The sequence below is a fragment of the Lactiplantibacillus sp. 30.2.29 genome, from assembly GCF_018991255.1.
Classification (GTDB): Bacteria; Bacillota; Bacilli; order Lactobacillales; family Lactobacillaceae; genus Lactiplantibacillus; species Lactiplantibacillus pentosus.
In genome coordinates, this window is the sequence record NZ_JAGYGU010000010.1 from 1 (window position 1) to 23,680 (window position 23,680).

At 48.3% G+C, this 23,680-nt stretch carries 16 protein-coding genes and 1 riboswitch; of the genes, 6 read left to right on the top strand and 10 right to left on the bottom strand.

Annotated elements, in window-relative coordinates:
- Positions 1–181: 181 nt before the first annotated feature.
- On the bottom strand, positions 182–949 hold the full coding sequence (locus tag KGF65_RS06900) for an SGNH/GDSL hydrolase family protein (RefSeq protein ID WP_105924364.1): 768 nt from the start codon (positions 947–949) through the stop codon (positions 182–184).
- Positions 950–1,508: 559 nt separating this feature from the next.
- Between KGF65_RS06900 and KGF65_RS06905 the strand changes: the two genes are divergently transcribed.
- From KGF65_RS06905 to KGF65_RS06920, 5 genes are all read left to right on the top strand, one after another.
- Positions 1,509–2,597, top strand: coding sequence for a bifunctional glycosyltransferase family 2/GtrA family protein (locus KGF65_RS06905; protein WP_105920851.1), 1,089 nt, complete (start codon positions 1,509–1,511; stop codon positions 2,595–2,597).
- Positions 2,587–4,572 carry a glycosyltransferase family 2 protein gene (locus KGF65_RS06910; protein ID WP_122212243.1) on the top strand — a complete coding sequence of 662 codons (1,986 nt, stop codon included), beginning with the start codon at positions 2,587–2,589 and terminating at the stop codon, positions 4,570–4,572. The genes KGF65_RS06905 and KGF65_RS06910 overlap by 11 nt, the downstream gene beginning before the upstream one ends.
- A 15-nt stretch (positions 4,573–4,587) precedes the next feature.
- Positions 4,588–6,135, top strand: a complete 1,548-nt coding sequence (locus KGF65_RS06915) for an ABC transporter permease (RefSeq protein WP_313819571.1) — start codon at positions 4,588–4,590, stop codon at positions 6,133–6,135.
- Positions 6,136–6,261: 126 nt separating this feature from the next.
- The gene (locus tag KGF65_RS17405) at positions 6,262–6,426 is read left to right on the top strand and encodes a hypothetical protein (RefSeq protein WP_367114416.1); all 165 of its coding nucleotides are present in this window, start codon (positions 6,262–6,264) and stop codon (positions 6,424–6,426) included.
- Positions 6,427–6,442: 16 nt separating this feature from the next.
- Positions 6,443–8,308 (top strand): ABC transporter permease, encoded by a 1,866-nt coding sequence (locus tag KGF65_RS06920; RefSeq protein ID WP_216748237.1) that lies wholly within the window; start codon positions 6,443–6,445, stop codon positions 8,306–8,308.
- A 171-nt stretch (positions 8,309–8,479) separates the two neighbouring features.
- On the opposite strand, the gene ribH is transcribed toward KGF65_RS06920, so the two are convergent.
- From ribH to ribD, 4 genes are read right to left on the bottom strand one after another with little or no spacing between them, the layout of a single operon-like run.
- The gene (ribH, locus tag KGF65_RS06925) at positions 8,480–8,947 is read right to left on the bottom strand and encodes a 6,7-dimethyl-8-ribityllumazine synthase (protein ID WP_105924361.1); all 468 of its coding nucleotides are present in this window, start codon (positions 8,945–8,947) and stop codon (positions 8,480–8,482) included.
- Positions 8,947–10,158, bottom strand: a complete 1,212-nt coding sequence (gene ribA, locus KGF65_RS06930) for a GTP cyclohydrolase II (protein ID WP_216748239.1) — start codon at positions 10,156–10,158, stop codon at positions 8,947–8,949. The genes ribH and ribA overlap by 1 nt, the downstream gene beginning before the upstream one ends.
- 1 nt (position 10,159) lies before the next feature.
- Positions 10,160–10,762 carry a riboflavin synthase gene (locus tag KGF65_RS06935; RefSeq protein ID WP_105924359.1) on the bottom strand — a complete coding sequence of 201 codons (603 nt, stop codon included), beginning with the start codon at positions 10,760–10,762 and terminating at the stop codon, positions 10,160–10,162.
- Positions 10,763–11,830 carry a bifunctional diaminohydroxyphosphoribosylaminopyrimidine deaminase/5-amino-6-(5-phosphoribosylamino)uracil reductase RibD gene (gene ribD, locus KGF65_RS06940; protein ID WP_105924358.1) on the bottom strand — a complete coding sequence of 356 codons (1,068 nt, stop codon included), beginning with the start codon at positions 11,828–11,830 and terminating at the stop codon, positions 10,763–10,765. It lies immediately after the preceding gene.
- A gap of 152 nt (positions 11,831–11,982) precedes the next feature.
- Positions 11,983–12,115, bottom strand: a riboswitch (FMN riboswitch).
- A 217-nt stretch (positions 12,116–12,332) separates the two neighbouring features.
- On the opposite strand from ribD, the gene KGF65_RS06945 reads away from it, so the two are divergent.
- On the top strand, positions 12,333–14,912 hold the full coding sequence (locus KGF65_RS06945) for a YfhO family protein (RefSeq protein WP_216748806.1): 2,580 nt from the start codon (positions 12,333–12,335) through the stop codon (positions 14,910–14,912).
- 1,150 nt (positions 14,913–16,062) lie between these two features.
- Here KGF65_RS06945 and KGF65_RS06950 read toward each other — a convergent pair.
- The 5 genes from KGF65_RS06950 to KGF65_RS06970 form a co-directional block, all read right to left on the bottom strand.
- Positions 16,063–18,114, bottom strand: a complete 2,052-nt coding sequence (locus tag KGF65_RS06950) for a hypothetical protein (RefSeq protein WP_105924356.1) — start codon at positions 18,112–18,114, stop codon at positions 16,063–16,065.
- The gene (locus tag KGF65_RS06955; RefSeq protein ID WP_105961893.1) at positions 18,111–19,106 is read right to left on the bottom strand and encodes a glycosyltransferase family 2 protein; all 996 of its coding nucleotides are present in this window, start codon (positions 19,104–19,106) and stop codon (positions 18,111–18,113) included. The genes KGF65_RS06950 and KGF65_RS06955 overlap by 4 nt, the downstream gene beginning before the upstream one ends.
- 571 nt (positions 19,107–19,677) lie before the next feature.
- The gene (locus KGF65_RS06960) at positions 19,678–20,238 is read right to left on the bottom strand and encodes a hypothetical protein (RefSeq protein ID WP_088769691.1); all 561 of its coding nucleotides are present in this window, start codon (positions 20,236–20,238) and stop codon (positions 19,678–19,680) included.
- Positions 20,239–20,335: 97 nt separating this feature from the next.
- Complete coding sequence (locus tag KGF65_RS06965; RefSeq protein WP_216748241.1) at positions 20,336–22,774, bottom strand: flavocytochrome c; 2,439 nt, start codon at positions 22,772–22,774, stop codon at positions 20,336–20,338.
- Positions 22,775–22,778: 4 nt separating this feature from the next.
- Positions 22,779–23,393 (bottom strand): NADPH-dependent FMN reductase, encoded by a 615-nt coding sequence (locus tag KGF65_RS06970; protein WP_216748242.1) that lies wholly within the window; start codon positions 23,391–23,393, stop codon positions 22,779–22,781.
- Positions 23,394–23,680: the final 287 nt, after the last annotated feature.

Genomic DNA, 23,680 nt, shown 5'->3' on the forward strand with positions numbered 1-23,680 from the left:
TGAAAAAAAGAACCCAATTCGTAAATGAATTGGATTCTAAATATAACTTCATCAACACCGGTTGACAGAGACCCAAACATAACGACCGGATGAGCCTATCACATGACAGGTTCATCCGGTCGTTATTTTTATTGCTTTTGACTATCAACGGAAGCCTTGAAAACGCGAAATCGATTGACGATTATGCTTCCGACTGGCGAAGCACGTCTGTTAATTGTTGCCGAAAAATTGGCGTCCAGATATTCCGATAGCCTAATCGGGTTGGATGAGCGTCGTCGACCATTGCCAATGGCTGGGTGCGATTTTCAGCTTTGACCACTGGATCTTGCCAGAGGTCAATAATCGTGAAGTGCCACTTTTTTTGTAAGACTTTCAATTGCTGCACTAATTTACCATAATTCGCATCGTGTTTTCGCACACAGGTAAAGAACACGACCGGCACCGCCCAATGCTGTTGAACATAGGCCACGATTGTTTCAATCGCTCCGAGCGTCGTCGTTTCGTCAAAGCCGTGGCGCTGTTGTGCACCCGTGACTTGTCCCATAGCCTTATCATGCCGCCCATCATTGGTTGAAAGTTGGCAGACAAAAGCGTCCAATGGTTGGGTCACTGGAATCCGATGATAGAGCCGCTGCACATAACTATCTGGTGCGTTACCTGCTAAAGTGGTGCCGCTCACCGCTTCCTTGATGGCAATCACGCCATCCGTCGCGACGAGATAATCGACGAATGAATCTTCCAGTGCACCCGCACCGGCTGTAATTGACGAACCCAGAAATGCGATCCGCCGACCCATCAACGGTGACTTGAAATTCAAGGTTTGATGGCTGGGGGCGTAACTAGGCAAATTGCCCGCAATCAACCGCCCCACCATCGTCTCACGCTGCAACTGCTTATTCACCGTTCCGACCTTGATTGCCGCCTGCAACAACTGCTTACGAATACTCATCTCGTCCGCCTCCTGCATTTCCAACGTGTTTGCAATACGTTGCTTACTCAACTACTGTAGCACATTCAGTTGCGTTAATGTTAGCTGTGGCTACTGTAAATCGTTGTAAATCACAAGTCATCAATTTGGTTGGCAGAGTTGTCATTCGCTACCAGCAGTGCGGTCAGAAATTGGCCTCGTGTAGCCGTTAAATAAACGCAACCTTTCTTGATTCAATACCATTGCAATACCACGATTCAAAACTTTTTATATGTGCAACAATCCGAGACCTCATCAGTTACCAAGAGATCATGATTTGATGCCAATCCATCAAAACTGTGATACGTATTCTTTGAAACAACTAATTCACTCCCAGTTATTAATCATATATGATTTTCTGAAATACAGTTAGTTAATTGAACAACCCAACTTAGAAAACATCTCCTAAACAACAAGCTTCTCATTACTGCCATCATTAAAGGTTACCCGTGGTCTTTGTTAATCGTATATACTTTTCAATAATAATGTGATAAGTTAAAGTATATAAACACAACAGATTCAGGTACCAACGGGGGGAACCATGGAACAAATCAACGTTATTATTCCGGCACTAAATCCCGATAAAAAGCTAATTGCTTTGATTCGGGATTTTATTGACGCGCCGGAACTAATGCAGAAAATTCGAGCATTCATTATTGTGGACGATGGCAGTGACAGCGATCATCAACCGATTTTTACACAATTAGAACAGCTACCTTTAAATAACCTAACAATTTTACATCACACACACAATCGCGGTAAGGGGGCCGCATTGAAAACTGGCTTTCAGTATGTCGAGGCACACTTACCAACCGTTTCCGGAGTTGCAACGATGGATTCTGATGGTCAGCACACCGTTGCAGCACTTGCAAGCTGTGTCGCGACATTCAGTCGACAGCCACAACAGTTGGTCATTGGCGTTCGGCACTTTACCAACGCGGTCCCCTTTCGTAGCCAGTTCGGCAATCTGCTGACCAGTGGCCTCGTCCGTTTGTTGACTCATCAGAATATTTCCGATACGCAGACTGGTTTGCGTGTGATTCCAATCAGGTACATACCAGCATTGATTCGATTTCCGGGAGACCGGTTTGAATTTGAATTTGATATGCTACTGCAAGCTAAAAAGTACCAGATTAAAGTCATCGAACAGCCGATTCCGACGATTTATCTAGATGGAAACTCATCTTCCCATTTTCGTGTTATTCGGGATTCGATTGCGATTTATGCGCGCTTTTTTAAATTTGCTGCGAGTGGCCTCATCTCATTTGTGGTTGACATCAGTCTGTTCTATCTCACACTTTTTATTCTGGGCAACCATGTCTTGAACAGTATTCTCATTGCGACAATTGCATCCCGCGTGCTTTCGTCGATCGTCAACTACGCCATCAACCATCGTGTGGTCTTTGAACATGCCGGTCAGCAAACGTTACTTAAATATGCGGGCCTCTTCATCGTGCAAATGTTAGCTTCTGGTTTCTTGACCAATGCCTTAACTGCGGTGTTACCGGCTTCAAGTGGACAAATTGTGCCAACGATTGCCAAGATGCTGGTCGACTTTATGTTATTTATTATCAGTTATCAGATTCAACGTGATTTTATATTCAAGGAGCGGACTCAACATGTCCAATAAACGGCGTTTTCTCTATTTTCTAGCAATTGCATTATCGATTATTTATCTGCTGTGGCGCGTCTTTTTTACGATTCCATGGCGGGCAAATATTCTAACGCTTGTTTTTGCATTATTGCTCGTGATTAGTGAAATCCTCTCAAATTTGACCGGGTTTATCTTGATCTTTTTCAGGATGCTTTCAACTAAGAAAAAATGGAACTTAGTCATTCCTGATTACACGTCAACCCAGCCATTACCTGACGTCGATATCATTATCGTGACGCACAATGAACCGGTTGAACTGCTACGAAAGACCATAAATGCCGCGACTTATATTGACTATCCAGACAAAAGTAAAGTTCATGTGGTGGTCGCAGATGATGGCAATCGGCCGGAAGTTCAGGCGTTGGCGAAACACTACCACGTCGGCTATTCCGGTATGGACGACAATCATCAAGCAAAATCTGGAAATATCAACCATACGCTCGCAAAACTGCACGCACCGTTATTTGCAATTTTTGACACGGACATGATTCCCTTTTCGAGCTTTCTCCGGAATACCGTTCCGTTGTTCACCGAAAATTTCCAGCAACTGGCTGACGACCCTGACCACACCGAACCACTGGGTTTTGTGCAAACGCCGCAAAGTTTTTACAATGCGGATATTTTTCAGTTCAATCTATTTTCCGAAAAAATCATTCCGAATGAACAAGATTTTTTCTCGCGTGATGTCAACATTCTAAACGGCGGTAACAAACGCGCCCTCTTCACGGGCTCCAACGCCGTCTTTTTGCGGCAAGCAGTCGATGAAGTCGGCGGGTTTCCGACCGACACGATTACCGAAGATTTCGAACTGGGCACGATGCTCAATATGGCCGGCTATATTAGCTTGGCGACCAAGGTACCACAATCAAGTGGCATCACCCCAATTGATATGAAAGGCGTCATCAAACAGCGGACGCGTTGGGCTCGCGGCGTGATTCAAAGTTGCCGCAACTTGCATATTTTTACGAATCGCCACTTATCTTTTATTAATCGCGTCATCCTGCTCAACACGTACTTCTATTGGTGGGCTTTTTTCCGGCGAATGATTTATATGATTGCCCCGATTTTGTACGCACTCTTCAAGATTCAAGTCGTCAATGCCAACTTCTGGATTTTGATGGTCATTTGGGCACCGGGATACTTCCTGCTCCACTACGTCATGGGTGACACTTCTGGCATGGGGGATAACGCCAAGATTCGCAATGAACGCTGGGGCGAAGTTCAAGAGACTTTCTTTGCACCCTATCTCTTTATTCCCGTTATTCTTGAAAGTCTCGGAATCAAGGCGAAAAAGTTCAAAGTCACTGCCAAGAACGTGACCTATTCACTAAAAGACAAACTTTATATCCTACCGTACTTGATTTTATGGACCATCACCTTGGTAGCGATCATTAAATTTAATTACGGTAAGTATGGCTCTGAGATCCTAGTCGGCAGCGTGATTACTTTCTGGCTCCTGATGCATTTTGTGAATTTAAGCATGTGTTTATTTATTGCAATGGGGCGTCCGGTGTACCGCAAGAATGAGCGCTTCATCCGTCGCGTGTCTGGCACCGTTCAAGCCACTGATGGGCAGTGGCACCCCATCATGACTGAGGATGTCTCTGAGGGCGGAATTGCCTTTCGAACGACTGATGGCCCGGTTGAAACCATTGCCGAGGGTGACCATATCAAATTGACCGTAAAGCATCAGGACTTCACCATCCACTTATCTGGTCAGGTCGCTCGTATCAGTCATCGAGATGATGACGTGATCTACAGTGTTCAAGTTGAAGTTACTGCTGATGAAAATCGCAACCATTATTTACAACTTATTTACGATGGCAGCAACAAAACCCTCCCAAGTGTTCAAGATACCTGGGTCACGCCATTTGATGAGCTTTACATGAACTTAGTAGTGCGTGCTCGCACTTATGAACGCAAGCTTAGTCGTCGTTTTAATCGCTTTTAGGAGGAATCAGTCGTTATGTCAGTTTGGCTTGGATTCGCGATATATGCCATTGGACTTTTAGGTTATAATGGGACGCTCCGCCGCCTGGGAGTCAGTCCCTACCTGGCCTGGATCACTGCAATGTTGGTTCAAATTTTGATCTTATATGGGTTTGCCATGACCGGCTGGCTCACGCTTGGCATTCAAGTCGTCACCTATCTAGGCGTTGGACTCGCAGGCCTCTGGCTAGTCATGAGTTTCTTTCGGAAAGCTCAGCTGCGTTTTGAAGGTATCCATTTATTTGATTTCTGGATGATTGGACTGGGCATCGTCACCGGGCATACCTTATGGCAAAGTCCCTTAGTTCATTACGATAATTTCTCTCACTGGGCCGTGATGGTCAAGTTTATGGTGTTCACCGGTCGGCTGCCCGGAGCTAGCGACCATCTGATTTCATTTACGTCTTATCCACCAGCAACAGCACTGTTCATCACCCAGTTCGTGCACTGGGTCGGTTTTAGTGACGGCGCCATGCTGGTCGCTCAGTTTATCTTGATTTGGGGTGCAGCCTACGCCCTTTTTGCTGGCTTAAGGGATCGCTCACGCGCATTGACCAGTTTTGCCCTGTGCTTCACTTTGGCAATCTCATTCGTGTTCAACGTGGCAATTCGACTCAATAATTTACTCGTTGATTACGTCCTGCCAATTGTGACGATTGCGGCACTCGTCGGAATTTTTGTCTATCGGAAGCGACCAATTTTGCTGTGCGCCCACGTGGCTATTTTTGTCTCAGTCTTACTACTAGTTAAAAATTCAGCGACCTTTTTCGTCATCATGATTGGCGCCTATTTCTTATACACCTTAATCACCAACCATCACTGGCACTGGCGCCGACTAATCACCGTACCGATTCAATTTGCGGCTAGCATCGGCGCCGGCGTTTTGCCATTTGTTTGGTGGCAATGGCACGTGAAACAGACGTTTACCGTTTCAAAGCACCAGATCAGCACCCAGGCGTACGCTAAACAACTCAGCGGTGAAAGTCAGCAAGCCCTGTTGAAAATTGGTCACAAGTTTTTAAACCAAATTTTCAGTCTCAATTCACTATCCACTAAGGGCATCCTATTGATCAACGTCGTTTTGATTGTAACTTGGGCCTTTGTTCGGCTTCGGCAACATCAACGGAACAATCTATTGGCAACAGCCATCCTGCTCGATGTGATTTTCATCGCCTACTATGCCAGTTTGTTTGGCATGTATATCTTATCAATGCCATACGCGGAAGCCATTCTCCTCGATGGCTTTGAACGCTATATGGCAAGTACCGTGATCCTTAACCTATTCATCGGGGCAATCGCGCTCGTCCGGGTTCTTGATCGGCAACAATTCGAGCAAAATTTTGCAAAACGTGACACCCAAGCTTTCAAGAGTGCGACCACCAAAAATATTTATCAGATAGCGACCCTCGTCACCGGCTTTTTCGCCATCACCATGATGTATTCTGAAATCACCGGGACTAAGTTCACCAATGAGATGAATCACAATACACTTCCTTTACAAATGTCGCGGGTCTCTAAGCAGTAGACTCACTTAAATCACCGTAAAGTACTGATTGTTGATCCCGAAGTCGTCGATGTAAATGATTACTATGCAGGCTACGTCGGCCGCTACTGGTACTTCACTGACAAAGCGGTCGGACAAGAGGACTTTATGATGACGCCGAAAGTCTTCAAACGGACCGTTGAGCAGTATCAGTACGTCGCTATTCCAGAAAGCCATCGCACGTTTACGGTACTGACCAAAAAAGTCTTCCATCAACACGTCGTTACGGGACTGTTTAAAGTCACAAAACACGGGTTGATTCGGATGCATTAAGAAAGGTGGGGTCAACTTGGCTATCATTGGGGGACTCTTCTTCGCCCTGGCGTTAATTGGTTATAGTAGCGCACTCCGGCTAGTCCACGTGAATCCCTATTTAACGTGGATTACCGGTATTCTGATTCAAATGATGTTGTTGTATGGTTTCGCAATGGTCAATCTGTTAAGACCTGGAATTTGGCTTGTGACTAGTTTGGGCGTCGTGTTGCTCATCACCCGCCTGGTACTCGGCTATACCGGGAAAGTTAGCATCCATTATGACGGACTACATCTATTTGACATTTGGATGATTTTCCTAGGAATCGTGATGGCGATCGTACTTGGTCAGAGCCCACTCATTCATTATGATAATTTTTCACACTGGGCGACGATGGTTAAATTCATGACGTATACCGGACATTTACCTGGCGCAACCGATACCATTATTTCCTTCAGTTCCTATCCACCCGCGACCGCCCTATTTCTAACACAGTTCGTGACGTTTGCTGGATTCAGCGCGGGGGCAATGTTGGTCGGACAATTTATCTTGATTTGGGCGGCTAGCTACACTATTTTTGCAACACTCCGGGATCGAACACGCGGTCTCAATTCAATGTTACTCTGTCTGACGATTGCAATTTCGTACGTCTTTAACATCAACATTCGACTCAATAATCTCTTGGTTGATTACGTGCTCGCAATCATCACCGTCGCCGGTATCGTTGGCATCTTCGTTTACCGGTCGCGTCCCAAGATGCTAGCAGCACACGTCGCCCTGTTTTGTGGCGTCCTGCTACTCATCAAAAACTCGGCCGCATTTTTTGTCGCCATTTTAGTCATTGACTATCTCGCCACGCTGATTCACCACCGCGTGCGTGGCCACCGATTCCGACAAACGTTGAAGATCACTGCACGACTATTGGGGACACTACTGGTTGCGGCGCTACCGTTTATTTGGTGGGAAATTCATGTTCACCTGACCTTTACCACTTCGAAACACGAAATCAGTGCGGCAGCCTATCAAAACCAGTTTGCTCGTGAAGGCGTCACCGGTTTAATCAAAATTGGACAAGCAATTTTAAATCAAATATTCAGTTGGCAGTCGTTATCCACTCAAGGCTTCCTGGTGATCAACCTCGGTTTGATTGCGGCCTGGGCCATTATTAAATTTGTGTGCCATCATCCGAATTCGCTGCTAAAACTTTTAGGCCTGCTTGACCTAATTACGCTTATCTATTACGGTAGTTTGCTCGGTATGTACGTCTTATCGATGCCATACGCTGAAGCTATTACACTTGATGGTTTTGAACGGTACATGTCGACCGTCGTAGTGTTGAATTTGTTCATCGCCATGATGGCGCTCGTCCGTGTCATTGACAAAACGTTCTATGAACAGAATCTAGCCGAGCGCAGTCCCCGGACTTTTCGTTCGATTTGGACTAAGAATGGCTACCAACTTGCGACCTTCTTGGTGATGTTTTTTGCAATCATCATGATGTACTCTGAAATCAACGGCACGACGTTTACGAATCACTATAACCGCCGCTCACTGCCGGTCAAGCTCAGTCAAGTGACGCAACCGTGGACCAAACTGAACAACGCCAAAATTTTGATCGTCGACCCGCAACAAGTTGAAGTGACCACTTATTATGCGGGCTATCTGGCAAACTATTATTTCTTCACCAATAATGCCAGTGGTCAGGCGCACTTCAGTAAATCGCCTCAACGATTTCGCAAATCCTTGCGTCAGTATGAGTACGTCGTCATCCCTAAATACGACCGTTCTTTCACACGCGGCGTTAAGCGGGCCTACCATCGACGCATTCGGACCGGCTTCTACCGGGTCACACGCAACCAGCTACGACCAGTGACGCGACATGAAATCCAGCGTTATCGGTAAGTTACCGAAAAACGGTATTGTCAGAAATGCTTCATATCAATAGGCATAAAAAACAACCCGAAGCCAACTGCATCCGTGATGCAAATTAGCTTCGAGCTGTTTTTTGATACACATACACGTGTCTAAACGGTTCACGCTGTTTTGAATTCACAACGCTTCGTTTCACGCCAATTACTCAGTTAGCGCCCGTTGCACATCGATCGTCTCCAATAAACTGACCGCGCAATCGGCCCCCTTGTTACCGCTCTTAAAACCAGCGCGGTCCATCGCCTGTTCAATGGTGTCAGTGGTCAATACGCCAAACATCACCGGCGTGTCGGTAGCCAGGCTGACGGACGCGACACCGGTGGTCACACCGCTACAAACGTAGTCAAAGTGCGCGGTCGCACCGCGAATGACAGCACCTAACGCAATCACACCATCGTAGCGCTTGGTGTTAATCATTTTCTGTACGGTCAGTGGGATTTCAAACGCCCCCGGCACCCAGGCAACATCAATATCATCCGCATTAACCCCGTGTTGTTGCAGGCTTTCTTGTGCGCCAGCCAGCAGTTGCTTGGTCACGAATTCATTGAACCGGGCCACGACGATGCCGACTTTGAGTCCTTGACCTGTGATTTGTCCCTTAAAAGTTGTCATTAGTTAACCTCCGTAAGTTTGAGTTCATGATGGAAACGATCCCGCTTCGTCTTGAGATAGGCATAATCGTGTTGATTGGCTGGAATTTCCAATGGCACGCGTTCGACGACTTTGATGCCTAATGCTTGCAGCTGCTTGACCTTGTCCGGATTGTTCGTGAGTAACCGCACCTTGGTCACGCCGAGTTGCCGTAACATAACAGCGGCAATGTCGTACCGACGCTCATCCGGTTTAAAACCGAGTTTAACGTTGGCATCATAGGTATCCGCACCTTGGTCTTGCAAGGCGTACGCCGCGATTTTATTTGCCAAGCCAATGCCGCGACCTTCTTGCCGTAAGTATAAACAAACCCCACGTTTGGCCTGACTGATTGTTCGCAGGGCTGCGTGTAATTGTGCGCCACAGTCACAGCGTTGTGACCCTAAGACATCACCCGTAAAACACTCGGAATGCAACCGCACTAGTACGGGTTCGTCCCCACTAATATCACCGGTTTGTAGTGCTAACGGTAATTCCGTGTGCCCCGGAACCTTGAAGCCCGTTAACTTAAACGCGCCGTCCTGAGTGGGTAGATCAACTGTCGGTGTTGTGTCAAGCTTGACCGCACCCGTTTGGATGGCGTATTGTAATAAATCTTCAATCGTAATCATTGGCATCTGCAGTCCTTCCGCCAATGATTTCAAATCGCGCCGGCGCGCCATTAAGCCGTTTTTCTTGACCACTTCACAGATGTAGGCAACGGGCGAACCACCGGCCAACTTGGCCAACGTCACCGCAGCTTCCGTATGACCGCGTCGTTCTAGTAAGCCACCGGCCCGTGCAATCAGTGGAAAAATATGGCTGGGATGATAAAAGTCAGTTGGTTGACTATCAGTTGAGGCCAACGCTTGAACCGTCTTGGCACGGTCGGCAGCAGAGATTCCCGTACTCGTCGTTCGATGGTCAGTTGAAACGGTGAAGGCAGTTCCAAATGCGTCACGTTCGCCAGTCATTGGTTTTAAGCCCAAGCGGGTCGCAATTGCTGGCGCTACCGGGACGCACAACAACCCCCGTGCTGAGGTAATCATGCGATTAACGGTCGCGGTAGTGGCTTTGGCGGCCAAACCGACCATGTCGCCCTCTGCTTCCCGTGTCTCATCATCAGCGACAATAATCAAATCACCGCGTTTTAATGCGGCCAAGGCTTGTTCAACTTTTGTCATCGTATCCATGTTAATGGCTCCCTTCTAAAACAACTTGCCGGGCTAAGTATTTGCCCAAAATATCGGTCTCCACATTCACCGTCTCGCCAATCTGTAACGCGCTGAGGGTCGTGACGTCTTGCGAATGCGGAATCAGATCAACTTCAAAGGTCGATGCAGTCACGGCTACAACGGTCAAGCTCACGCCATCAACCGCAATCGAGCCCTTAGGAACGACCAACGCTTGATAATCTGCTGGCAAACTAATCAATACTCGTAACGCGTGTTCATCTGGCACCAGCTCCTGAACCTGACCACAATAGTCGACATGCCCCTGAACAATGTGTCCGTCCAGGCGGCCATTGACCTGCAGTGCCCGTTCCAAATTAACTTGAGCCCCCACGCTCATCTGGCCCAGATTCGTCCGGCGCGTTGTTTCGGGCATGACCGCAACGCTGAATGCATCCGGCTGTAGCGCCGTTACCGTCAAACAAATCCCATTGACCGCCACACTATCTCCAATTTTAAGTGTGGGTGTCACGATCGTCGGCGCAGTAATCGTGAGCGTCATCTCTAATGCGTCACGCTGGCACTGGCTGACGCGACCTTTGGCTTGTACAATTCCTGAAAACATTTACTCGACTCCCTTTCGCACGGCGCGTAGCCGCAAATCTGTTCCCAACCACTTCAATGTCGGTTGCTCAAACGCCAGCTGTTCGGTTGGTACCGCTCCCATTACTGCTGGCAAACCGGCACCGCCAATCATTGTGGGTGCGATATAGCTGACCCATTCATCAATCAAATTCGCTGCAACGAAATCCGCTTGCAGGTGCGCACCACCTTCGACCAATAACGACTGCCATCCGTGTTGAAGGCATAATTCGCTGATTGCCGCCGGTGTCCAATCACCAATTCGTACTTCCACGTTTGGTAACGCCTGTAATGACGCATCACTGGCGCTCGCCTGGCGACACAAAAGCCAAGTCTCACCAGTGGTTTCTTGTAGTATTCGCCGGTCACGCGCCACGGCACTGGTATTCAGTACAATCAGTCGAACTGGCGGATGGGACACCGCGAGTAAGCGGACGGTCAGTTGCGGATCATCGATCGTCAGAGTGCGTTCACCAATCAAAAGTGCTTGAAATTGCGAACGCAACCGTTGACTGTCGGCATAACTGGCCTGATTAGAAATCAACGTCCGCGCGTCCCCAGCGGCATTGGTCTTACCATCCAGACTCATCGCAGTCTTGAGCGTCACCCACGGCCGCTGATGCGTATAAAAATGATTGTAGTGCGGATTCAACGCTCGTACTTCCTTTGCCAGACAACCCGTGACGACCGCCACGTCATGATCCAACAAATACTGACGGCCCTTGCCACCGACAACTGGATGGGGGTCCAACTGACCAATCACCACTTTACGAATTCCAGCTTGAACGATGCGCTCACAGCACGGCGGGGTCTTGCCATAATGCGAACAAGGTTCAAGCGTGACCACCAGTGTCGCATTCTTCGCCTGTTCCGATGTCACTTGCCGTAAAACGTCAACTTCAGCGTGGTCACCACCAAAATAATGATGATAGCCTTGTGCTAAGACTTGGCCATCCTTGACTAGTACCGCACCAACTTGCGGATTTTGATAAGTCGCAACTCCCGCCTTTTTCGCCTGAGTGATGGCGAGTTGCATCCAATCAGTTAACATTGCTTCACCTCCGATAGAATATAAAACACCCGACTATCAAAATTCGATAATCGGGTGTGAGTGTTCGCTAAATAGATTTCACCAGTAGGGTCCAGCTAAATAGACCTTAATAAAGGTCATGAATAGCTACTACTGCCTAGTAAAATCAAGCCATTTTTCTTCTCCCATCCAGACTATACTGTCGGTCCCAGACTTGCACTGGGTCCACCGCGCGCACGCGGGTCACGGACTTCAACATACGTTGTTACCGTCGGTCGGGAATTGCACCCTGCCCCGAAGAAATCGTATTCAGTTTTCACTTTTTATAAAAACACTTTCTGAACAAATTGTCAAATCGTCACTTTAATTTCGACCCACCGACTGCTGTGTTAAACTTTCAATAAATTTATCGATACTTGCTTATAAAGTATAACTATTTTCAGAAATTTTTACGCATTTTTATGTAAAATTGAGACTTTTGAATGTTAGTCTGATGATATTTCTAGTATCGGAGTTGGGTTAAATGGGACAACCAAAAATGCACAATCGCCAAACTAGTCGGTGGCCAGTCGCCATCCTTTCAGGGCTGCTATCCATGATGATTATTGGGGTCGTCTTTGGGTACTACCACATTACGCCCTTTGGCAACCATAATTTGCTGATAAGTGATATGGGTGGTCAATACTTATCGTTTTTCACCGCCTATCGTCATGCAATTCTTGCACATTCTTTTCAAGCCTATTCATTTTCACAGTCAATCGGTGGTAACGCCTTACCAAATATCGCGTATTATTTATTAAGCCCCTTCAACTTATTAATTTTATTTTTTCCAGCGGCCCATTTACCGACCGCTTTGAGTTTGCTCATCATCGTTAAAATCGGTGCGATTGGCATCAGTATGACCTGGTTTTTGCAAACACATTTCAATACACGGCACTGGTCCACGGCCATTTTTGGAACGGCCTTTAGCTGCTGCGGATTCGTCGCACTCAATTATTTCACGGTGATGTGGTTAGATGCCTTGATCTGGCTGCCACTAGTCATTATGGGCCTGGACCGCTTGATTGCGACCGGACACGGCGGACAATTCTTCGGTTGGTTCTGGCTCAGCATCGTCACCAATTATTATTTAGGTTATATGACCGGCCTGTTCGTCGGTTACTACTTCATTTATCAATTGTTTGAAACTAAACCAGCCGGTGAGTGCATCTGGCAGACGATTCGCACTCAGTCGACCTTGATTTGGCATTTTATCTTGACGACCCTGTTGTGTGGCTTGAGTACGATGTTTCTGCTCATTCCGACTGGGCTGGGCATGCTGACAACGGCCAAAACGGCGGTCAAGCCTTCCAGTTACTTGCCGGTTTTGCAAATCGGCTGGAAAACGCTCAGTCAGCTTGGGATTGGCGCCGCTAATTTCACGACTCGCCTGGCCCACGCACCAACGCTGTTCACTAGCACGCTAGTTTTACTGCTCGCAGGGTGCTTCTTCGTCCACCCGCAACTATCGCGAGCACACAAATGGCATGACTTTGGTCTGTTACTGGCCTTATTTTTAAGCATGGCAATTCGGACACTCGATACGATCTGGCACATGTTTCAAACGCCCGCCGGCTTTCCATACCGGAACGCCTTCTTCTTCAGCTTTGCACTCATCATGATGGCTTTTGAGGCCTGGCAAGCCGGTCCCCGTCAGGTCGCGCCTGTCTGGAAATGGGGGTTGCCGATTGGACTGATGGTGGCCCTGATTTTAGGCTGGTGGGGCCAACGCGGCGGACATCATCCACTGGCAACTAGCACCTTACTCTTGAGCTTAGCTGCGGTCATCTTAACTGCCAGCTGTCTATTTTTGACGGCCAAACGTTGGCAGGTACTAGGTCTCACTGGAATCACGGCACTAGAACTGGGCCTCAATAGCAAGTTGATGATGGCCCATAGTCCGTTCGGCAATCAGGCCAAATACGTGGCAGCCTATCGCATTGAAGACCGGCAGATGCGCTCAGTCAGCGACCCGGATGGCCAACTCTACCGCGTTGAAAGTCGCAATACACTCATTAACCAAGCCTATAATGCCAGTAGCCATTACCGTAATTACAACGATCCACTGTTATTCAACTTTCACGACATCAGCTACTACAGTTCGACGTTTGCCAATCAAACTCGCTTGATGTTGAAGTCACTGGGATTATTTTCTAAAAACGCTCGCCGTGTCAGTTCTGAAGGTCTGAATCCCGTGACTGATTTATTACTGGCGATCAAATACGACGTCCAGCTCAACGCTGTTGGCCAAGCAACCATCAACTCGCGTAGTCAAAACGGCTTAGGCTTTGCAGTACCGAACGCCTTCACACAGGTTAAACTGCGGCAAAACAGTGCGCTTATCAATCAAGAGCGTATCTTGCAAAGCCTGCAACCTAGCGCCACAGCCTACTTTGGCCAAGCTGTTCGGCTGGCTGATCACGTCAGTTATGATGCCATGGCACCGACCTTTCCTTACCGCCATACGATTAAGCTCCGCGTGACCCGGACTGGTTATCTGTACTACAACGATACGTTAGGTCAGTCGAAATTCACGACCATGCGCGTTAACGGCCACCTGGTTCCGACAAAGTTCAACGCCAATGGGGATATCGTGTTGCGTTCCTTAGGCTACTTCGACAAGGATAGCCTCGTCACCCTGACTGTCAAACGTACGCGCACTAGCCTTGGCTCCCACGTCCACCTCGCCAGTCTCGATCGGGCCAAGTTTAATTCAATTAAGCATCGACTTCGTGCCAGTCGCTTCGTCCCAACTTATCACGTCGCTGGACTGCACACCATTGTCAGTGGCACCGTCACGGCAACCCACCAACAACGGTGGTGCTACATTGCGATTCCGGCCGATCAAGGTTGGGCGGCGACTGTGAATGGGGCTAAAGTTCGAACGCGCACCGTCATCGGCGGCATGCTGGCGGTTCCAATTCATGCCGGCCACAACCACATCCGTCTGATTTATCATGTTCCTGGGCTAAAATTCGGGGCTTTGATTTCACTGCTTAGCTGGCTTAGCTTTCTGACCTGGACAATTTGGAATCGGCGCCGATTACGTGACATCACTCATTAAAGATGGACGATTGAAACGACCGCACTGCTAATGATGAACCATCGGCAGTGCGGTCGTTTACTGTGTTTATAAAGTTGTCGCATGAACACGCGTTGTGCTGCTATTCTTTAGCACTAAAGATGATTAAATCATGCCATTTTCTAAATTCAAGTGCTGCCAGCTGCGACCCGCTGGAAACAGTGCGGGTTAGCGTAAACCTGCTGTTGTAACGACGTCCTACACCGGCTTCCAGGCATTCTGGGCAATGGCCGGAACATGGTGGACACAGATTTAAGCCGACAGCCCACGTCTTAAATACTGGTCTTTCACTAACCAAGCACAAGACGCTTGCTAAGTGAAATTTCACCATTGGGCCTTGCCCAGAATACCTTCCAGCCGGGATGGTATTCGAAAGGCGGACATGTGCGGACCCAACTTTTTGTAGAATAGGCCGTTGGTTCCGTGATACAGGGCCGTTCAACTGTCAGACTAGTTTTAACAGTGGCCAAGTATCCTGACCCATGATTTAATACTTCGAACACGCGGCTTGACTGAACTTGTCAGAACTTTCGCTAGTCGTCGGAGATAATAAAGTTTTGAATTCTGGGCGCAGGCAATTTTATCGACTAAATCCGAGGCCAGCTGCCATTGAAGTTAGTGGCATTAAGATGAATGACTAATATTCAGCTGAACTTTTCAGCAATTAAATGCCATATGTCATCACCGATACTGATTCAGAGCTTCTTGAAGGGCCAGCCACCTAATATTCAGTGGTCAATTGCACCCAGATAGGTGGCCGTTCATCTGCCATTCGAGCGGCTTCCCGACTGTAGGGGCCGGCTGACAATGCTCAAGGGCGAAATTCTTCTTGTCCGGGTGGTCTTCTCGGGCTAGAAGAAGACTCGTATTTGAAATTGCGCAGTGATTTTCTGCGTGAGTTCAAATCGATGTCCGCCCTGTTCCAGCGTTGTCAGCCGGCCCCGGAAGTCGGACTAGGGCGCGCATCGGCTGACGAACAGGAATCCACCAACTGGCATGATTTAATCATGATTCATGACAGATTAACCAACACAACGCGTACCAAATACTTAGGCCTATCAGACAAGCGTTTTTGTTCATCGGCCAGGCTTGCTATCAACTTAGCTAGTCAGTAACGATAAAACCGCTGCAATTACTCACGTGCAAACTTTTGCTTGTTCGTAGATAAATACTCAATTGACCAACTAGTGGCGGCCCAGGCAATTGCGATAACCACGAGACAGGCCTTACCAGTCGTTAGTGTTGCTGGCTGCTGATAGTGTTGCTTAACGGCATATTGCAAGTACTGTTTAGATTTGGCTGTCACTTGGCCAGTAAGTGGGCTGTAATTAGCCGTTACGACGCCATACCGAACGGCGCGCTTGCCCTGGTTTTTGATCGTCAACTGTAACTGGCCGGCAGCCGTCACCGGGTACGTCAAATTTTTCAATTGATCAGGCGTTCCAGTCCAGCGTTTAATCGTCCGCTTGCCCTTCGCCAAAGTAATGGTCACCGGCTGTTGCGACTTGTCAGGCTGCAATTGAATGGTATTACTCGGGCCACTGGCTTGAAGTGCAGACTTAAGCACTTGATGGGGTCGAATCGCCTGCTTCATTGTGACCACGTAAGTCCCATTGCCTTGACTCCCGCGCAAGACATCGTTGACTCGTGTCGACTGACTGGTTTGCCACAAGCTGATTAGACTGACTGCAGCAAGCGTTGCCGTCAACCACCTTAACCGATGACGCATCGACACTGAAAACTGCCAGTCGGGAATTTCGCGACCGCCCATCAGACTTAGTAGCATCAGGCCCGGCAATAGTGGCAACGCATAGCGTCCTTCGACTTCCCAAAAGCCAACGTGAAAAATCGTCAGCCCCAGAATGGTCAACGCCAGAAACGTCACGGGCCAGTCACGCCGTTGCAACAATGCCACAATGGCTTGCACTAACATCACTAAATAAATCGTCTGAGTCATCAACACCAGCCAAAATTGACATTGCCGCTGATGATTCCAATACCAACGGGGCACGCGAATCCACTGCGTCGTCAGTTTAAAGCTATCAAAGTCACCAGTCGCCCAAAACACCCGCAGCTTTTTTAGCAAATGAACCAATGTCCCAGTCACGCCCATGTGTTGCAGCCGCTGCTGAATCATTTGCTGAGCCTGTTGTTGTTTGGCCTTAGCAGTCGGTTGCTGGTTTACTAGGGCAAAATCATCATGGCGGTATTGGCCGTCACTCTTCGGATTTAAACTCATGGCGATCCAACTCGTGGCTGGTAGCGCTGCATTAGGCTGCCGTTGATAGCCAGCCTGATGTTGGGCCTGTTGCATCACTGCCACCATTAATAGCAACGTCACCGCAAGACTCATCAGCCAACCAAATAATTGTCGACCAGACCACCGCCACTGCCGCCATACAATCCCACCAATCATGACGAGTGCAAACCACAACACAATCAGGTTAGTTTTTATCATCACGCCGGTCGCTACCAGCAGGCCATCAATCAACCAGAGACCCCCGCGCCGCCACCCACCGACCTGTTGACTAAGTGTGAGTATGGCCAAGCTGTCTAGCATTAGTGGTAGCACGAGCACGTCGGTGTAAGCAAACAACCCGTATGCGGCCACTGGCACGCTAACCAACCATAAGCCGACCAAGCCCAGCGCGCCCGGTTGCCAGTATCGCCACCGTTTGAGCAAGTATAAGCCGCTCACAAGTGCTGTATCGGCCCATAAAAAGCGCAAGCCGTTCATGAAGACCCAGGGCGTCTCTGTCAAATGCAGCAGTGGTTTGAGCACCGCCGCTTCTAGTAGCGTCATATTAACGTTATTCGGATAAATCATAAAATAGTGTTGCCACTGATGGCCGCCACTAGCGAGAACAAGTGCCTGCTGACGGACATAGAAGGCATCTGCCCGCGCAACATCCACAAAGTTAACCGCCAGCCAGCCCTGAACGACCACCACTAAACCAATCGCGCCGAGCACCAACCAGTGGTACTGTTTCGCTGACAATTGACGAACGATTTGCCGGCCCGCATTTAGGCATACGAGCAAGCCGAGAACTAACGCCAATTGCACCAGTGGCGAAGCCCAGTCCGGGTTACCGAAGAACCGAATCGGTTGTAACCACGCCAAGCCAATTGCAACGACTAACACCGCAGCCGCGAGCCAGTTGATACCTTTAACGATGAGTTTCATACGTGCACCCGCTGTGAATCGAGCAATGCTGGCTGTTGAGTGACGGTATAATCATCGGTCTCAATAATATACCGCGGACGGTGTTTGACCTCCGCAAAAATTTTGCCCACATATTCACCAACCACACTGATTCCAATTAATTGCATGCCGCCTAAGAACCATAAACTCGTCATCAGTGAAGACCAGCCGCTAATGGCCGTTCCCAGCAACCCTTGAATAACCGCATACACCATCATCAGTAAGCTACCGCCACTGATCAACACGCCTAGCATCAAAATCACCTTGATGGGCGCGATGGAAAACGACGTGATACCGTCAAACGCAAACGACAGCATTTTGCGCAGTGGATACTTAGAAACCCCCGCAAACCGCGGACGCCGGCGATAATAAAGTTTGGTCGTCGGAAAACCGAGTTGTGGCACAATGCCCCGTAAAAATAAATTGGTTTCCTGATAGCTAAGTAGCGCCCGCACCGCTCGCTGACTCAATAAACGGAAATCGGCGTGGTCGGGCACCAACTGGACACCGATGCGATTCATCAAACCGTAAAAGCGTTCAGCCGTCCACCGCTTGAAATGAGAATCACTACTGCGATCATTGCGAACGCCTAAGACGACATCGCTACCAGCATGAAACCGCGCGACCATTTCCGGAATCACTTGCGGATCATCTTGCAAATCCGCGTCAATAGTAATCATCATATCAGAAGTTGGACAGGCCGTTTTCATCCCAGCCATCAACGCATTCTGATGACCAAAATTACGACTGAACTTGATACCGGTCACGACTGGTAATTGCGTTTCGAGTTCTTTGACCAAGGCCCAAGTTGCATCCTGACTGCCATCATCTACAAATAGCAATTTACTTTCTGAATTGACTTGTTTATGCTGAATCAACCCCATCAGAATCTCTGCCAAAACGTGCGCTGATTTGGGCAAAACTGCTTCCTCATTGTAACAAGGCACAATAATCGTTAACCGTGGACTTCGCATGCTAATTCCCCCAATATTACTTTGCTTATTTCCTAACATCACTAATCAAATATTCAGCAACGACATCCTCGCAATCGACACTAGCTGCCACCGATTTCACAAACTCGAGGACACCGTATTTGAACCCAGGTGACTGATTATTTGTGTATCCCCAAATACACTGACTTCATTGATGATACTCGCCCGGCAACCGGTCTGGTATCAGATTTAACAACCACGAACGATTCTTCTAGCTACCACCGTGTTGACTGTCATCGCTATTAATCAGGCGAATTTTGAGTATGAATTCACGCCATCAAAAATGAGATTGACCTGCTGATAATGCTGACTACCATTCACGGTCGATAGTTCAGATTGATGGTACCAATATCCAATCGGTAATTCAAATAAACCAGCAATTTTCAGGCCGTACATTAACAAATTATCCGAACATAGTGGCTCACTAAGAACTAAATCTACCAATTTTGCATGGTTACTAACGGGACTCATCTGGCGCATTTTGAACAAAAAATGGCGCTTACTTGCAATTCAATCTGCAAGTAAACGCCATATCTTCAGTTCTTTTGATGGTTTACCAATGCGCGCCAATCGTCTGTTGCCAGGTGAAGTACTTGGTGCCCTTCGTCAAGGCTTCAAACTGTGCGGTCGTCAAGTTCAGCCAGTCTAAATCACTGGTGGCTAATTGTAACGAATCAGTTAAGTGGAGTTGATAGTCTTTAATCCACGCAATCAGTGGTTCAATCACTGCCAGATCAGTGTTTAACAGTTGATAGCTAGCGCTGGGTGTCATCAGCGTCACCGCCAATGTATACCGGGCTTTCATCCGCACGCCATTGCCTAACTGCCGCACGATTGACCGGTATAGCCCTAGTTGGACGTCCGTAATCGCGGCTGACGTCGGTGCAAGCGTCTGAAACACCTGACCACGTTCGTCTGCCAAACTCAGCCGACTCGGCGTGATCGTCAAGCGCCCGTGTGCAGCCGCGCCTTCGTTTAACGCCTTGAGGATAAAAGGCGTCTTCTTACGCGCAGTAGAATATTTATGGTCATTTAACACGATCGTCATGTAGGCTGGCTGATGGGTAATATTGCCGGCGATATTCGTGACCGCAACTGGCATTGGTTTTTGCATGTGATAATCTCCCCCGTTCAATTCGGTACTTCTAGGTCGATTATACACTAACGCCTGGCCGTTGTTGCAGGTGATTCCATGCGCGGGTAAAACTCAACTATTCCGTCACTGCAGTCTCGTGGTCAGCGAGTGCATTTGCTGCCGCGATTCGACCGAATGTAAAGATATCGCTAAGTGAATTACCACCCAAGCGGTTACCAGCGTGAATCCCACCGGCAACTTCTCCGGCTGCGTATAACCCATCGATTGGTTGACCCTGGTGATCAAGGACGTGTGCGCCGGTATCAATCTTCAAGCCACCCATCGTATGATGCGTCGCTGGCTTCCGTGGGGTCGCATAGAATGGCGCAACCTCCACTTTCAAATCAAAAGCAGTCTTGTGGAACTCTGGATCCGAACCCGCATCAACATAATGGTTGTAATCGCTGATAGTCTTCGTTAACACATCAGGGTCAACCTTAATCTGTTCAGCCAGTTCAGCCAACGTGTTTGCCCGGAATAGCGTCCCGTCGGCAACTTGTTGGTCAATCTTGGCCTGACTCGTGTTGTAAGCAGTCTTCTTAATAGCCTCATCCGCAATCAAGTAGAACAAGCTCCCGTTATCGATGGCGGCTTGCGTCAATTCATCACGACTACCGTATTCATTCACGAATCGTTTACCTTGTTGATTGACCATCACAAAGTTAGCCGGTGGCACTTGCAGTCCGGTGAACAGTTCACCGGTATTCGGGTCAGAAACGGGCATCATTTGTGAAAAGCCCATGCCGACCAGGTCCGCACCAACGCTCGTCCCTAAACGAATCCCGTCACCGGTCATGGCTGGCGAATTGGTCGTTTTGACATCGTCGTCGATGGCCGTCCAGTAGGTATTGTACTTTTGTAACATTTTAGTATTGGCCGCAAAACCACCTGAAGCGAGAATCACCGCATCCGCATGCACGATGATCTGTTCGTGGTCAGCGTTGGTCGCAACGCCCCCGCGGACTTGACCATCCGTCACTAACAGTTTCTGAACGGGCGTTTCCGTCATGATCGTCCCACCTTGTTTTTCAACGAAATCTTTCAAGGTTTGAATATAGGCAAAACCGAGGTCGCCCATCGGTTTATGACCGCGCCGCCAGATCGCACCAACTGGCATCGTGACCTGTGTTTCATCAAATTTGACGCCGATTGACTTGAGCCATTTGACCGAATCCAGTGCATTATCAGTCAATTCTTTGACCAAATCATACTGACCATAAATTTGTTGGCCATTCAAATCGGTCCGCTTCCCACCCAGGTAAGTCTGAATGCGGTGTAGCAGTGTGGAATCAAACAAGGTCCCCGTCTGGTCGGCATTATCCGCTAAGTACGTCTTGATTTGTTGCTTAAGCGTGCGGAAATCGGCCCGATATTCAGGCGCAATTTGGGCTTCATCCAATTCAGTCAATTCTTGTAGCGACTTTTTTTCGCCTGGCAAAGCAGCAAATTGCCGTTGCCAGTCTGGGTCAGCGGCGTTCATTGGCCCACCAGCTCGAACGGTGTTACCACCAACCGCTGGGAACTTTTCCAAGACTAATGCTTGATGACCAGCTTGCAAGACCTTGGCCGCGGCCGTCAAACCAGCGCCACCCGCACCAACGACGACCACATCCGTCGTGACTTCGGTAACTTTGGGCTTAACTGCGGCTTTAGTCGCGCGGCGTTTCTTCAATTCATCAGGATTAGCGCCCGCTTCTTTGACGGCGCGAGCCACCCCATCGATCACCCCATGACTGGTAATTGAGGCGCCAGAAATTGCATCGACTGCCAACGTTTGACCGTCGATAATTTCCTTAGGAATCCGTTCGAAGGCGACATCCGCGATCCCCTTAGTTTCACTACTAGTATCGATTTCGATGTCTTCGATTCGGTCTGCCGACAACGTGACCCGCATTGGTAATTCGCCATTATGGCCAGTCGCGGTCACTTCATACGTCCCAGGATTAAAACTCAGGGCTTCCGGTGCGTTCATTTCAGCCACGATTTCCGCAAATTTTTGGAACTTGGCAAAACAGCTATCCAAGAAGTCAATCGTCCCTTGAACCTTTAAATTTCCCTGGTCATCAAACGCGGTTGGAGCGCGACCTAACAGAAATTCAGAACCTGGCATGACACTGGCATTAACGCCGGGTGCATCAAGTACCTGGCGCAAATGTAACTGGGCACGGGATGAACCTTGAACACTATAGGAAGCGCCGACAATCATCACCGCTTGCCCGTCAAATGGGTGAATTTTGAACGATAACCATTCAATAATGCTTTTAAGCGCGGAAGGAATCGAATGATTGTGTTCTGGAGAGGCAATGATCACCCCATCCGCTGCTTCGATTTTAGTCGCAAACTGCTGAATGACATCACTGTCCGTTTGGTCATTGGACTCGTCAAACATCGGTACATCCGTTAATTCGAGAATTTCAATCTCAGCCTGGTCCGCAAAGTGCCGTTGCATGAATTCTAGTAACATCCGATTATATGAGTGGGGGGCATTCGTCCCCACAATTCCAACAAATTTCATTTGGCTATTCCTCCCCAGTGACTTGTTTCCATGAAAATTGCTTACTCTTTTCAAAAAATTGACTGGACGGCATAATCTTGGTCGTCAAATCGGCAAAGTCTACGAACTCATCAAACGCGTTGTCCAGTTCTTGGACTTTGTCGGGATACGTCAAATTACCTTGGTCATCGAAGGCTTGCAAGGACCGACCGAGCAAGTATTCAACGTTCGGCATGACCAACGCCTTCAGTTCAGGCGCTTCTAAGATTTGCCGCAAATGGGCCTGTGCGCGTGACGTTCCTAGTGAGCCATTCGAAGCACCGACGATCATGACCGGCTTATTGATCAGGGGTCGCGTCGTGTATGACAACCATTCAATCGCACTCTTCAAAACGGCGGGAATCGAATGATCATATTCAGGGGTCGCAAAAATCACCCCATCCGCGGCGTTGATCTTATCGGAAAGCTGTTGTACAGTGCTTGGCGCGGTCCGGTCATCCGGTTCGTTAAACGCCGGTAAATCTTTTATTTCACAAATTTCAATCGTGGCTTGTTGTTCAAAATGACGTTGCATGTATTGCAATAACTGACGGTTCGTTGATTGGGTCGCATTAGTGCCGACAATCCCGACAAACTTCATAATATCAGTTCCTTCCATCGTAACTTGTAAGTGGTATTTTATCCGGTCAATGCCTCGAATCAGTTGAGCTTGACCGATTGCTTATACTGATTAGTTTAAATGAAAGCGCCATGCTTGTGAAATATTTATTTATCTATCGCGTTATAACAAATTTACTATAACCAACATTCGCGGTAAACTTAAGACACCTTAGACGCCCCTTTTAGTCAGCCACACGTCCTGAAAAAATGGTCACCAGTGACGGTGCGGGTTGCAATCGGCGTCCTCATTTTTTCGAAAGGAAGGTG

What these genes read in the sequence shown, in the direction of transcription:
- KGF65_RS06950 (WP_105924356.1), bottom strand. Translation starts at nt 18,114, where the DNA reads ATGAAACTCATCGTTAAAGGTATCAACTGGCTCGCGGCTGCGGTGTTA.
- KGF65_RS06935 (WP_105924359.1), bottom strand. Translation starts at nt 10,762, where the DNA reads ATGTTTTCAGGAATTGTACAAGCCAAAGGTCGCGTCAGCCAGTGCCAG.
- KGF65_RS06945 (WP_216748806.1), top strand. Translation starts at nt 12,333, where the DNA reads ATGGGACAACCAAAAATGCACAATCGCCAAACTAGTCGGTGGCCAGTC.
- KGF65_RS06905 (WP_105920851.1), top strand. Translation starts at nt 1,509, where the DNA reads ATGGAACAAATCAACGTTATTATTCCGGCACTAAATCCCGATAAAAAG.
- ribH (WP_105924361.1), bottom strand. Translation starts at nt 8,947, where the DNA reads ATGACAACTTTTAAGGGACAAATCACAGGTCAAGGACTCAAAGTCGGC.
- KGF65_RS06960 (WP_088769691.1), bottom strand. Translation starts at nt 20,238, where the DNA reads ATGCAAAAACCAATGCCAGTTGCGGTCACGAATATCGCCGGCAATATT.
- KGF65_RS06915 (WP_313819571.1), top strand. Translation starts at nt 4,588, where the DNA reads ATGTCAGTTTGGCTTGGATTCGCGATATATGCCATTGGACTTTTAGGT.
- KGF65_RS06910 (WP_122212243.1), top strand. Translation starts at nt 2,587, where the DNA reads ATGTCCAATAAACGGCGTTTTCTCTATTTTCTAGCAATTGCATTATCG.
- KGF65_RS06900 (WP_105924364.1), bottom strand. Translation starts at nt 949, where the DNA reads ATGAGTATTCGTAAGCAGTTGTTGCAGGCGGCAATCAAGGTCGGAACG.
- KGF65_RS06955 (WP_105961893.1), bottom strand. Translation starts at nt 19,106, where the DNA reads ATGCGAAGTCCACGGTTAACGATTATTGTGCCTTGTTACAATGAGGAA.
- ribD (WP_105924358.1), bottom strand. Translation starts at nt 11,830, where the DNA reads ATGTTAACTGATTGGATGCAACTCGCCATCACTCAGGCGAAAAAGGCG.
- KGF65_RS06965 (WP_216748241.1), bottom strand. Translation starts at nt 22,774, where the DNA reads ATGAAATTTGTTGGAATTGTGGGGACGAATGCCCCCCACTCATATAAT.
- ribA (WP_216748239.1), bottom strand. Translation starts at nt 10,158, where the DNA reads ATGGATACGATGACAAAAGTTGAACAAGCCTTGGCCGCATTAAAACGC.
- KGF65_RS17405 (WP_367114416.1), top strand. Translation starts at nt 6,262, where the DNA reads ATGATGACGCCGAAAGTCTTCAAACGGACCGTTGAGCAGTATCAGTAC.
- KGF65_RS06970 (WP_216748242.1), bottom strand. Translation starts at nt 23,393, where the DNA reads ATGAAGTTTGTCGGGATTGTCGGCACTAATGCGACCCAATCAACGAAC.